Origin of the sequence: Pseudomonas proteolytica (genome assembly GCF_007858275.1) — a bacterium.
Taxonomy (GTDB): Bacteria; Pseudomonadota; Gammaproteobacteria; order Pseudomonadales; family Pseudomonadaceae; genus Aquipseudomonas; species Aquipseudomonas proteolytica.
The window spans coordinates 85,474-98,755 of the sequence record NZ_VFEV01000024.1; the positions used below are offsets into that span (position 1 = coordinate 85,474).

10 protein-coding genes are annotated in these 13,282 nt (G+C 59.0%); all 10 read right to left on the minus strand.

What is annotated here, in order from left to right:
* Positions 1-587 precede the first annotated feature (587 nt).
* On the minus strand, positions 588-3,011 hold the full coding sequence (locus FIV38_RS18190) for a TonB-dependent siderophore receptor (protein ID WP_158682865.1): 2,424 nt from the start codon (positions 3,009-3,011) through the stop codon (positions 588-590).
* Between the two features lie 118 nt (positions 3,012-3,129).
* Positions 3,130-3,984: a FecR family protein gene (locus FIV38_RS18195; protein WP_169870569.1), complete on the minus strand. Its 855-nt coding sequence runs from the start codon at positions 3,982-3,984 to the stop codon at positions 3,130-3,132.
* A gap of 2 nt (positions 3,985-3,986) precedes the next feature.
* Positions 3,987-4,496: an RNA polymerase sigma factor gene (locus tag FIV38_RS18200; RefSeq protein WP_092237308.1), complete on the minus strand. Its 510-nt coding sequence runs from the start codon at positions 4,494-4,496 to the stop codon at positions 3,987-3,989.
* Positions 4,497-4,783: 287 nt separating this feature from the next.
* Positions 4,784-6,529, minus strand: coding sequence for an ABC transporter ATP-binding protein (locus tag FIV38_RS18205; RefSeq protein ID WP_092233782.1), 1,746 nt, complete (start codon positions 6,527-6,529; stop codon positions 4,784-4,786).
* Positions 6,530-6,584: 55 nt separating this feature from the next.
* A complete protein-coding gene (locus FIV38_RS18210) occupies positions 6,585-7,532 on the minus strand; it encodes an acetamidase/formamidase family protein (RefSeq protein ID WP_092233779.1) in 948 nt (315 codons plus the stop codon).
* A 60-nt stretch (positions 7,533-7,592) separates the two neighbouring features.
* The gene (locus FIV38_RS18215; RefSeq protein ID WP_092233776.1) at positions 7,593-9,212 is read right to left on the minus strand and encodes an ABC transporter substrate-binding protein; all 1,620 of its coding nucleotides are present in this window, start codon (positions 9,210-9,212) and stop codon (positions 7,593-7,595) included.
* A 29-nt stretch (positions 9,213-9,241) separates the two neighbouring features.
* Positions 9,242-10,168 carry an ABC transporter permease gene (locus FIV38_RS18220; protein ID WP_032867356.1) on the minus strand — a complete coding sequence of 309 codons (927 nt, stop codon included), beginning with the start codon at positions 10,166-10,168 and terminating at the stop codon, positions 9,242-9,244.
* A complete protein-coding gene (locus FIV38_RS18225) occupies positions 10,169-11,017 on the minus strand; it encodes an ABC transporter permease (protein ID WP_092233774.1) in 849 nt (282 codons plus the stop codon). It lies immediately after the preceding gene.
* Positions 11,014-11,607 (minus strand): ANTAR domain-containing response regulator, encoded by a 594-nt coding sequence (locus FIV38_RS18230; protein WP_092233771.1) that lies wholly within the window; start codon positions 11,605-11,607, stop codon positions 11,014-11,016. The genes FIV38_RS18225 and FIV38_RS18230 overlap by 4 nt, the downstream gene beginning before the upstream one ends.
* Positions 11,604-12,743: a transporter substrate-binding protein gene (locus FIV38_RS18235; RefSeq protein ID WP_092233769.1), complete on the minus strand. Its 1,140-nt coding sequence runs from the start codon at positions 12,741-12,743 to the stop codon at positions 11,604-11,606. The genes FIV38_RS18230 and FIV38_RS18235 overlap by 4 nt, the downstream gene beginning before the upstream one ends.
* Positions 12,744-13,282: the final 539 nt, after the last annotated feature.

A 13,282-nucleotide genomic window follows, 5' to 3' on the forward strand; every position in this document is an offset into this window, starting at 1 on the left:
TTTGGCAGACTAGGAGTCTATCCGTGACCCGTTTCTTGTAGATCTTATCTACAGCTCGTCGGAAATTTGATGGCGAAATCCGATCAAGCTTCCATCCATACCAGCCCTTATTGGTGACAGGCAAGGTGTACACTTCACGGTACAACATGGAAGTGTACACACGCATAAAACTATGTTAATTAGATAGTTATGCTATTATTCGAGTCTCCCTCGGGCACCATATAGCAATACCTGAAAGTCTCTACCAGGCTTTCAGCAACAGAGAAACCGGCCACTTGAGCCGGTTTTTTTGTGCCTGGGTATCTACCTCTGGATCCCTGTATCCCTGCTTGTATCGTGAGAAAAATACCGAACCTTGGGACACAAGGATGAAGCGCGCAGATGTCAAGCACCGCCCTCTCGCGAATACGACGCTCGCCGACACTGGCCTTTACCTTGGCACCTGTGCCGCGCCTGGCGCTGGATGGCATGTTGTTCGAAATCGAAGCAGTGGCCGGTGCTGCTCGATTGATATTTCGAGCAAGAGACAGCGAGCCCGTGAAATAACAGCTTCACGGGTTCAAGATTGATGGTCTTGAGACGGTACTTCAGAAATTGGTGCGCAGCGTAAAGGTCATGTTTCGCGGGGCACCATAGTAGTTTTGCGACTCTACCGGCCCGGTCTGAGCGTAATAGACGCGGTCAAAAATGTTTTCTACGTTCATCGAAAGGCTCACGCTTTTGGTGATGTCGTACGCTATGCGCGCGTTGTAGAGGGCATAACCTGAACCTTCGTGTTTCATACCACTGCCCAGCATGTAGGTACCACTCTGAATACGTGCTCCGGCTCCCACCTGCCACTTGGCGAATTCGTCAGGTAGCGTGTAGTTGGCCCACACACGCGCCGCATGGGCGGGCATCTGAGTCAGGAAGCTGCGACCTTCGAGGCTGACATCGTCCGGGTTTTCCAGATAACGACTACGTGTGTAGGTATAGCTGGCACTGAGTTGCAAGCCCGTCATGACCCTGCCGTTGACCTCGGCTTCAAACCCCTCTGAACGGACTTTCCCTCCAGCGATGTGACAAAGCGTGGTGAATGGGCTGTTGCACGGAGATGCATAGGATTTGTCGATCTGCGCCCGGCCATTGAAGTTTGTCTGGTAGATCGCGAACGAGGTGTTCAGTGCTCCGCCGTAAAGCTCGCCTTTAAGCCCCAATTCGTAGGTTTCTCCAGAACGTGGAGACAAAGTGTCGCCAGCGTAGGTCATGAAGTCGGTTTGCGGGGAGAATATCTCGGAGTAGCTGCCATAAGCCGACCAGTTCTGTGTCAGCGCATACACCAGTCCATAAAAGGGCACGACCTTGGCATTGGTTTTCTGCCCCGAGAGTTTGGATACCCCGCTCGGCTCGGCAATCTGGTCTTGGCTGTAGTCCCACCAACTGACGCGGGCACCGACAATCACATCCAGCGGCTCAAGCACGTTCATCCGCAAAGACCCGTAGACACCTTGCTGGTCGAGCGTCGACTTGACGGTACGGTAGCGGGCCAGGCGATCGTATCGAGGGGGGATGAAATCGATGATGCTCGGGATGCTTTTCGTTTCCTCGTACTCCTGTGTCTCATAACGCCCGGAATCGCGCTTGGCGTGAGTGACGTTGGCACCGAGGATGACTTCGTGACGCCGTTCGAGCAGTTCGAAGTGGCCATTGAGATAAGCGTCGGTGTTGTACTGATAGTTGTTTTCCGAACGGCTTTCCGCCCAGTTGTAGCCACCGCCATGGGTCAGCGGATCAATCAGGCCGCCGGTGTTGCTGTAGATAGTGTCCAGATTCAGCTTGGTGTAGTTGGTGGTCAGGCTCATCCGCCAATCATCGTTGATCTGGTGCTTGGCTTCGAGGAACACCTGAGTAGTTTCCACATCGTTGTAGTCCGATGGCGAACTCAAGTTGGTCGAGCGTTTCCAGTCGATATTCGCGCCGGTCTTGTAGGCCGGAAGACCGAAGTCCATAACCCCACGATTGTTCACGTTCTGATAGGAAAAACCGGCGCTTATCAGGGTTTGTGGCGACAGGTCGAACTCCAGGACGCCATAAGTAGAAGACCGCTCGGTCTTGGCGTTGTCATAAAAATAGCCACGGTCGCCGTAGGAGGTTACCAAGCGACCCCGAACGCTTTTGTCTTCGTTAAGCGGACCTTGAACGTCGATTTGCTGGCGATAGTTGTCCCAGCGCCCTGCGGACGTGGTGGTGCTGATGTGGAAGTCTGATGAGGCCCGCTTGCGTACCAGGTTGATGGCGCCACCGGGCGAACCTGCCCCCTGAAACAAGCCAGCTGAGCCCTTGAGCAATTCAACCCGCTCATAAGGGACCAGGTCAGCCCAGTTCTGCGAGGTAATGCTGTTGCCGTTTGGCAGCGGTATGCCGTTGATCTGGTAGTTATCGATCTGAAAGCCGCGCGCATAAGGCTGGTTATCGCCCACCATGTAGCCGTATGTGATCACCCCGGGCAGGTTGTTGTAGACGTCATCCAGCGTCTGGATATTCTGGTCCTTGATTCGCTGGGCCGTGAGTACCGAAATGCTCTGTGGAATATCCTTGAGGGGACGCTCGCTTTTGCCGATACTCACAGCGCCCGTCGTGTAGGAGGGAGAGTCTTCAGTATTTATGCCCAACCCGGCAGCCTGAATGGTGGTAGCGCCCAACTCCAGGGCGTCGCTCTTATTGGGAGCGGCAATCAGATAACTCCCATCGGCGGTTTTCTGCGCCACCAAGCCAGTGTTGCCGACGATACGCTCCAACGCCTGTTCGACGCTGAGCTGCGCGTGCAGCGCCACTGCCTGGCGTCCTTCGGCAACATCGGTTGCGAACAGGATTCGACTACCGGTCTGTGCCGCCAAAGCATTCAGTGTTTTATCCAACGCCTGGGCCGGGATATCCAGCGAATAGACAGCGCTTTTTGCGTGGACGGTGCTTGCCAATAGCAGGCCGCTCGCGAGCAGGCTCAGGCGAAGCGATGACGTGTTCTTACCCATGTTTTCCCCATTCGAACAGTCGATGAAAGCGTTCTTCATAGGGTTGGCGTATGGACGACGTCAGATGTTGAGGTCTGACCTGAATATAATTCTCATTTAATTAATGAGTGATTGTTAATCAGCGAATTTTACTGAAGCTAACGGTGCCGTCCGCGGCACGTACGATGCTCACTGGCAAGATCGACGGCAGCAGGCCGATCAGCGCCTCGACCGAGCCACTGTCAAACTCACCGGAGAGGCGCAGTTCGCCGACCTGCGCATCGGCCAACCGTAACGGTTTTTGCCGGTAATGCTGAAGGTCCGCGATCACCTCGCGCAAGGGCGTGCCGTCGAAGCGCAACTTGTCCTGACGCCAGGCCGTGAGGGCAGCGACGTCGACCGGCCTCACCTCGCCCAGTTGCGCGGATGACGCCCGCAGCTGCTGGCCGGCGTTTAGTCTCACAACTGCAGTGCGATTGCTGCTGACTTCAACAGCGCCCTCAATGACCCCCACGTCCACGCCGCGCACGTCACTGCGCACGTCAAATACAGTGCCTATATCACGAACTCTTACGCCTTGGCTGCGCACGATAAAAGGCGTATCGGCATGCACGACACTGAACAGTGCTTCGCCGTGAATCAGTTCCAATTGGCGGCTGCGGAGGCGCTTTTCAATGATCAAGTGACTGCCGGAATTCAACTCGACGCGACTGCCGTCAACCAGTTGAAGCTGTTCCCGCTGGCCTATCGCAACATGGATATCCTCGTGTTTCCACGCGGGATCAAGCAACCAGATAGCGCTGCCCAGGGCCAGAACTAACGTGCCTGCACGAGCCGCATTTCTGCGTTTGCGGCGACTCTCAGTCATTGCCTTGCCTTCAGCCAGCAGGGCCTCCCTGGACGGAGCGCGTTCACGTAATGCCTCGGCAAATGGCTGCAACGGATCGGCCGCGTCAGGACGACGTTTTTTGTCGAATGCGTCCGGGTGACTCATGGTTACGCCTGCCCCTGTCGTTGCATCAGCCGACGTGCAGGTTCCCAGCGCAGAATGATGGCTGCCATTGCGCGGCCAAAATGCTGGGTGACCATGTTCAGGGAAATATCCAACTCGTCGGCAATTTCACGTTGCGGCATGCCATGGATACGATGCAGCAAAAATACCTGGCGCTGGCGCGCCGGCAGCGCCTCAATGATTGCCAAGAGGGCACGCACGTGTTGTTCGAATTCTACCGCCCGCGCACCGTCCCAACTGTCCATCCCTTCTTCGGGCGACATGTGTGTTTGAACATATAGGCTACGAGTGCGCTCGGCGCGGATACGATCAACGGCGCGGTTGAAGCTCACCTTGCGCAGAAATGCCAAAGGCAGTGCGACTTTTTCCTTGGGCGGTTTTTCGAGAATCTGGATACAAACGTCATGAACAAGATCACGAGCAAAGTGTTTGCCGTTGAAACGAAGCCGGATGTACTCCACCAGCGCATCGTAGTGAAGGGTCAGCGCGGTCATCAGCTCTTCATTGGGCGACGTCTTCGACATGGGAATCAAACGGGATTGATGAGAATGTATCTCATTATATCGTTATCTTAACGACGTTTGCGAGCCGTCAGATGTTGTTCTTTAAACTGAGATGAAGTCCCGCAGAGTGAGACGGATGCTAAGTGCATATCGGTTGTTCGCTGCAAATGGGCAAAGTCTACTCAGGATCTCGCTGCGCGGGTCTCGCCAGCCAGCCCACGTCTTTGGACGTATTCAGGAGGCCCGAGTACAACCCCGCTATGGACTGGGGCAAGGCCTTACCCCACCGCCACCCAATGCCCCCCGCCCACATCGTGAAACTTCTGCAGCGGCGCTTCAAACCCCTTGCCCTTGATCGGACTGGGTTGCTCGAACTCTTGCAGCAACGCCTTGAAATCACGCTTCTGGTCGACATCAGGCATCGGCACCGCGCTGAGCAGGCGTTTGGTGTAGGGATGCTGGGGGTTGTGCAGCACGTGATCACGGCGGCCGATCTCGACTATCTGGCCGCCATACATCACCGCGACACGATGGCAGATGCGCTCGACCACGGCCATGTCGTGGGAAATGAACAGGTAGCTGAGTCGATGCTGTTTGCGCAGGTGTTCCAACAACTCAAGCACTTGGGCCTGCACTGATACGTCGAGGGCGGAGACGGATTCATCGGCGATGATGACTTTGGGGTTGAGCGCCAATGCGCGGGCAATGCAGATACGCTGGCGTTGCCCGCCCGAGAACTGGTGCGGGTAGCGGTACATGGCGTCAGCCGGCATATCGACCTGGCGTAACAGTTCGGCGACACGTTCCTGTCGTTGCGCCCGTGGCAATTGGTCATGGATCAGCAGCGGTTCGCCTACCAGCTCCAGGATGTTTTTGCGTGGGTTCAGGGCCGCGTAGGGGTCCTGGAAGACCATTTGGATATCGCGGCGCACGGCCTGCAGTTCGGCGCCGTGCAAGCCGTTCAACTCTTTGCCGAACAACTGCACGCTGCCTTGATAGGCCAGCATATTCATCAGGGCCTTGCCGGTGGTGGATTTACCGCAGCCGCTCTCCCCTACCAACCCCAGGGTTTCGCCTTGGCGCAGTTCAAAGTTGAGCCCTTCTACCGCGTGCACCTGTTTGTCTTCTTCGAACCAGCCCATGCGCACAGGAAAGCGCACGGACAAGTCGCGCACCTGCAAGACCACCGGTTGCTGGCTGACGTCGCCCGGCTGGCCCGCCGTGCCCAGCACGGGCACCGCCGCGAGCAATTTACGGGTGTAGTCGGCCTGAGGCTGGGTGAATAGCTGGCGCACGGGCGCTTGTTCTTCGGTGCGACCATGGTTCATCACCACCACCTGGTCGGCCATTTCGGCGACTACCCCCATGTCGTGCGTGATCATCAGCAAGCTGGTGCCGTAGACCTGTTGCAGTTCGCGCATCAGTTCCAGGATCTGCGCCTGGATGGTCACGTCCAGCGCGGTGGTCGGTTCATCGGCGATCAGCACCTTGGGCCGACAGAGCATGGCCATCGCGATCATCACGCGCTGGCGCATGCCACCGGACAGCTCATGGGGATACTGCTGCAGGCGTTTTTCCACCTGCGGCATGCGCACCGATTCAAGCATCTCCCGGGCGCGCTGGCGCAGTGCCTGACGCCCCAGGGGTTCGTGCCGGCGTAGCGTCTCCTGCAATTGCTGGCCGACAGTCATCAGCGGGTTGAGCGACGTCATCGGTTCCTGGAAAATCATGCCGATCTGTTTGCCGCGCAGCCGTTGCAACTCGCGCTCGGGCGCGCCGACCAAGTCGCGCCCTTCAAAGCTGATTGCGCCTTCGGCCACCCGGACCGCCTTGGGCAACAGCCCCATGATCGCCAGCGATGACAGCGATTTACCACTGCCGGACTCCCCGGCGATACACAGTGTCTGGCCGGCGAACAGGTCGAAGCTCAGGTGATCGACCACGCGCCGGGAGCTGGCCCCCATGCCGACATCGATGGACAACTGCTGCACCGACAAAATCGGCTGGGAGGTCCCGTTACTCATCAAAGCTCCTCACGCGTGAAGCGACAAACGCCAAGTCGTTGGCGATGATCAGCCATCAGGCAAATACGATTTTCGGGAAGTAGAACGACACGACCCAATTGGGCAGGTCGACGATCTCGCTGATGCGCAAATCGCCACACACCGAGCACAACATGTATGCCTGCTCGGCGGGCATGTGGTGCTCACGGCACAGCCAGTCGATGGTGTTGCTGACGGCCTGACGTGCGGCTTGCATCAAGTCCGGGCCAATGCCGGTGAAGGCTTCGTAGCCCGCACCATCCAGATGACGGGTCACGGGACCTGGGGTGCTGAAGCGCGGTGTTGCCAGCGGGGTGTTCTTGATCAGGTCCAGCTTCACCACCACGTCCATTGCGCTTTCGATCGCGGTGCCGCACACCTCACCATCGCCTTGCGCCGCGTGGGTATCGCCAATCGACAACAAGGCGCCGCTGACCTCCACCGGCAGGTACAGCGTGGTACCGGCCGACAGGTCGCGGATGTCCAGGTTGCCGCCGACCCGGCGCGGTGGCACCACCGAGTGCAAGCCCGCCAATGCCGGCGCCAGGCCGATGGTGCCGGCGAAGGGCTTGAGCGGAACCTTGGCGAAATCACTGAAGGCTGCCGGGCTCAGGGCCACTTTGTCGTAGTGCCACAGCACCAGGGCGGGGTCCGTGAACTGGTCCGCAAGCAGGCCAAACCCCGGGATGTTGGCTGTCCAGCCGAAGCCGCTCGGCTTGAAGCTGTCGAGGGTGATTTTCAGCACATCGCCAGGCTCGGCACCCTCGACAAAAATCGGCCCGGTGACAGGGTTGATCGTATCGAACGGCACCTTGCCGACATCGTCTACCGTCGATTGCGGCGTGAAGAAGCCGTTGGACGAATCGCGGCAGCAGAACTCCAGCATGGCACCTGGCGCCACCCGGGCGGTCGGTTCGATGCTGTTGTCCCAGCCGAAATGGCTGTTGAAGCTGTGAATGGTCTTGACCAGGCAGTTCTGGCACATAGGGAGAAAACTCCGCGTAAAGACCACGCCCGGAAGGCGTGGTGGCAGGCCGGCTGCGCTTTATTTCAGGTAGATGTAGTTGTAGTTGACCGGGATGTGCACCGGATCGACATACAGTGCGTCGCTGCCGCCCATGCGCGAGGAGCGCACGGTGAAGCGCTGTTCGTTGAAGATCGGGACCCACGGCGCATCGGCCATCACATCGATGAAGATCTTCTTCCACAGCGCAGTCCGCTCGGCCTGTTGCTCCGGCTTGGCCATGCTGTCGGCCTTGGCGGCCAGCGCATCCAGGCTCTTGTTGCAATACAGCGCCCAGTTCCAGCCACCGTCCACCGCACTGTCACAGCCCAGGATCGGCCCGTAGAAGTTCGAGGGGTCCGGGAAGTCGGCAATCCAGGCCATGCCGCCGGACCACACCATCGGCGCCTGATCCTTGGAACCGCCTGCCGCAATCACGTTGGCCTGCGCCAGGGACTTGATCTTCACACGCACCCCGACCTTCGCCAGGTCCTGCTGGATAGCCTGGGCGATACGCGGCTGCGGGTCGGTGTTCATCACGTACATCTCGGTGTCGAAACCCTTGTCGAAACCGGCTTCGGCCAAGAGCTTCTTCGCGCCTTCGACATCGTAGGCGTAGCCTTTGTAGTCCTTGTCGTAGCCCGGCATCGCGGGCGGCAGCGGCTGGTTGGCCGGGACCGCACGGCCGTTGATGATGCGCACGATGCGATCCTTGCTGATCGCCATGTTCACCGCCTGGCGCACCTTGAGGTTGTCGAACGGCGGCAGTGTGGTTTTCAGGGTCAGGTAGCCGGTCTGCAATTGATCACCGGTGACCACCAGGCTCTTGAACTTGGGATCGTTCTTGAACTCGAGGAACTTGGCCGGCGGTACACCGTCGCCCGCGATGTCGACCTCGCCCTTTTGCAAACGCAACAACGCGACCATCGGATCCTGGCCGACCTCAAAGGCGATCGAGTCGAGGTGCGGCAGGCCCGCCTTGAAATAGTCCGGGTTCTTCTTGAACAGAATCTGCTGCCCCAGCTTCCACTCCGCCAGGCTGTAGGCACCGGTGCCCACCGGGTGTTTGCCGAAGTCGGCGCCCCACTTCTCGACCTCCTCCTTGGGTACGACAAAGGAAAAGTTGATCGCCATCACCTGCAGGAACGTCGCATTTGCCGACTTGAGCGTGATCCTGACGGTGTAATCGTCGACGACCTCAATGCCCGCCAACTGCTCGGCCTTGCTGGCCGCCATGTCTTCATAGCCGACGATCGAACTGAAGAAACCCGCACCCGGGCTCTGGGTTTTCGGGTTGACGGTACGCTCCAGGGAGTACTTCACGTCGCTGGCCTTGAGTTCGCGACCGTTGTGGAACTTCACGCCTTTCTTCAAGGTGAAGGTATAGACGGTGCCATCCTCGGAGATGCTGTAGTCCGACGCCAGGTTCTTGGTCAGTTCCGTGGTACCTGGCTTGTAATCCATCAGCCCGTCGAACAGGCTTTTGATCATCGACCAGTTCTGCCAGTCATAACCGATGGCCGGGTCGAGGGTGGCCACGTCGTTTTGATAGGTAATCACCGCGGCGCCACCGTCTTTGGCGTTTGGATCAAAGTCATCGGCCAGCAGATTACCGGCAAACAACGTGGCCGCGATGGCCAAGGATAATGCTTTGCGATTCATGCTCCAGCCCCTTACCTATGGTGATGTTGCTAGTGTTTTTTGATGTCGATACGCGGGTCGACCCAAGGGATCACCAGGTCGGCGACCAGGTTGCCCAAAACGATTGCCACCGCTGAAACCGTGGTCACCCCGACAATCACCGGGATGTCGACCTGCTGGATCGCCTGCCATGTCAACTGGCCAATTCCCGGCCAGCCGAAGACCGACTCGACCACCACCAGCCCGCCCATGAAGATCCCGATGTCGATGCCGATCATCGGAATCACCGGCACGATGGCGTTGGGCAGTACATGCCGCAGCACCACGCGTACGCGGCTCAAGCCCTTGGCCCGGGCGGTGCGGATGAAGTCTTGGTGCAGCACCTCGATCATTGAGGAGCGCACCATGCGCGAGTACCAGCCGCTACCGAGAATGCCCAGGGTCAGGGCCGGCAACAGCAGGTGTTCGAAGCCGCCATAACCGCCCATGGGGAACCAGTCCAACTGCACGGCGAAGAAGTACAGGAACAGCATCGCCGCGATGAACTGCGGGGCCGATACGCCGATGAACGAGAGGGCCATCAAGGCTTTGTCGGCCCAACTGTCGCGGCGCAATGCGGCGATCACGCCCAGGCTGATACCAATCAGCAACTCGAAACCGATGCCCGCGGCCATCAACTCCAGGGACGGACGCAAGCGCGCGCCGATCAACTCCGTCACCGGGCTGCGCTGGATGTAGGAGCGCCCGAGGTCGCCCTGCACCAGGTTGCCCAGGTAATTGGCGTACTGCTGATAGAACGGCAGGTCGAGCCCTAGCTGCATGCGGATCCCGGCCACCACTTCGGGCGTGGCGCTACGCCCGGCAATCTGGCGTGCCGGGTCAGCAGGCAGCATGAACAGCAGCAGGTACGTGATGAAGGTCACGCCAAGCAGGATCAACAGCGAGTAGCCGATGCGACGACTGATAAAGGCCAACATTCAGCTTCTCCCTTGCAGGGTAGGATCGAGTTCGTCGCGCAGGGCATCGCCCACCAGGTTGAATGCCAGCGACAGCAGGACAATCGCAATGCCGGGGAAAAACACCAGCCACGGCGCCGAGGTGAAATAGGTCTGGCTCTCGAAAATGATGTTGCCCCAGCTCGGCGTTGGCGGTTGGACTCCCACGCCCAGGTACGACAAGGTGGCCTCCAGCAGCACTGTGGTGGAGATGCCCAGGGTGGCCCAGACGAGGATGGTCGGTAGCAGATGAGGCAGCAGGTGAGAGAACAGAATGCGCAGCGAACTGGCTCCCAGGGTTCGCTCTACGGCCACGAAGTCACGGGCGCTCAGGGCGATGGTTTCGGAGTAGATCACCCGGGCGATCTGTACCCAGTTGACCATGGCGATCACCAACGCAACGATCCACACGCTGGGCTGGAAAATCGCCGACAGCGCAATCGCCAGCAGCAAGGCCGGGAACGCCATCATCAAGTCAGTGAAGCGCATCAGCGTGCTGCCGACCCAGCCACGCAGGAAGCCCGCGCTCAGCCCCACCAGCGTGCCGATCAGCACCGCCAGGCCATTGGCGAGCAAGCCGATGAACAACGACGTCCGTGCGCCATAGATCAGCCGGGACAGCAGATCACGGCCGAGTAGATCGGTGCCCAGCAGGTACGGCGTATCGGGGGGCAGCGGCGCGCCTTCCAACGACAGGCCTTCGACAAATTGCTCGGACGGATCGTATGGGCTCATCCACGGCGCAAACAACGCCAGTAACACGACAATCACGATGTACAACAGCGACAACGCCACCGCCGGACGGCGAACCAAGGCACGCAACACCTTCATAGCTGGCCCCTGCTCGGTTGCAGGCGATCTGCCGCCATCTCAGCACACAAGTCATCCAGGCTACGGTTCAAGTGCATGGACAGGCTGCGCAGGCGCTCATAGGCGTCGCGCTCATCGATCTGCTGCTCGACCATCAACCGCGCCAACGCCTGGGCCAGCAGCGGCCGTGCCAGGAGTCGCTGTTGCAGCGCTTCAATGGTGCGGCTGTCGCTATCAAGTCGTTCACGCAGACCGATCGCCATCATCAACGTGGTGTAGACCGAACCTTGGGTGATCGGCTTGTTCAGCAACGCGGTCGCCCCCAACTCAATGGCGCGCTGGATGTGCGACAGGGTTTCGTGGGAAGTCAGCGCCACAATGGGCACGCCGGCAGCGCTCAGGCGTTGCAGGGTAGTGGGGCTGGCGAAGGGTTCCAACTCGACGATGGCAGCAAAACAACCATCGAGCGAATCATCCGCGTCCTCAAACAACTCCTGCGCGGTGATGCCCAGCCGCTGCAAGCTCTTGTGCAGGTTAGCCAGGCTACGCGGCTCGCAGTCGATCAACAGCAACCGACCCGCTTCAAAGTCTGGGCGTTTGAACAGGCTCATTTGACGATCCTCAGGCGGGGTGCGGGTGCAACTGCGCGCAGACGTTGAAATTCACTCAGGTCGGTGGCGGTCAGGTAAGGGTCGGCCGGCAGTGGCCGTGCCTCACTGTGCAGGACGACGAAGCGGCCCGCGCGCAGCTCAGCAATATGGCAAGGCTGGCTGCTGTGGTTGTTGCGCTCGGCGATGGCCAGGGTGCCGAACACGCTGTCCTGCGGGTGGTCGTACACGTAGCGGCAAATACCCTCGGGGTCATCGCTGCCACACTGGTCCAGCGCCCGGGCAAACAGGTGCAGGGCTACGTACATCCCGGTGTAGAAGTGCGAAATCGGGTGCACCCCATGCAGCATGTGCTGCTGCTGGCTGAACGCAGGGGCGACCTCTTCAAAGAACGGACCGCATGACAGCACACGCAGGCTGCGCAGGTCGCCGACGTCACTCAATTCGGCCTCGGTCAGGTTGCAGCTCAACACCGGCAGGCTCCAGCCGACGGAGTTGCACGCGGCATCCAACTGCCGCAAAAAGGCGTAGGAGGACTTCCCGATCAAGTTGTTGAGAATGAATGCCGGCCGTTCTACCAGCAACGTCTGGATCAACTCACTGAAAGGCGTTGCGTCCAGATGGATGTAGCGCTCCAGCAACACTTGGGCGCCGGCCACTTCGAGCACTTCACGGGCGACCCGATTACTTTCCCAACCCCAGCTGTAGTTCGACCCCAGCAGCACGGCGCGCTTGCCAAACGTCTGCAGGGCGTAGCGCAACAAGGGGATCAACGTCTGGTTCGGGCAACCGCCGAGATACAGCACATGTTCGCTGCTCTCGAACCCCTCATACGGGCAGGCGTACCACAACAGACCGGCGTTCTGCTCCAGGTCCGGAATGATCTCCTTACGACTGGCGGAGGTAGTGGTGCCGAAGATGTGCCGTACTCCGGACTGCATCAACTCAACAGCCCCTTCGCTGTACCGGTGCAGAACGCCTCGTGGATCGCGGTGGGTGGCCTGCAGGATAAAGTCATAACCAGGGTTGCCGTTGATCTGCGCGAGCGCGTGGATCGCCCCAGCCAACGCATTGCGCCCAACACTTTTGTAGGTGCCCTCGGTGGAGAGCAACAGCCCAACCTCAATGGTACGACGCATCTATTTTCCCCAAAAAAAAACCTGATCGACCAGGGGACTGGTCAATCAGGCTTCATTACCTGGCGCTCAAGGCGTGCGATGTCTGTCGGCAAGACTTAGTGGCATGGCCAGGCTTGCTCGTGGGTATCGCTATGAAATAAGCGTGCCATCTTTACAGTGGCGCGGGAGCTGGGGCTTTTCGGAATGTACAGAGGGCGCGTCGGCACTGAGTTGGAACACAGTGGCGGTTCTGGGCTTCACCAGAGTGCACAGCAGATGGGGCAGACTTGTACTGACTTCGGGCGAGACTCTTGCGTACAGATGTAACGTTAATTCCCAAGCTGTTGCCGGCGCCTTTGCCCGAGTGCGGCAATACGAGACAAGTTGGTGGTATCGAATCTTGCTGCTGGAAACTTGCCGCAGTGCCTTTTCGACCGCCCAAAACAAAACCCCAACTGCTTTCGCAATTGGGGTTTCGGAATTTAATCTTGACGATGACCTACTCTCACATGGGGAAACCCCACACTACCATCGGCGATGCATCGTTTCACTACTGAGTT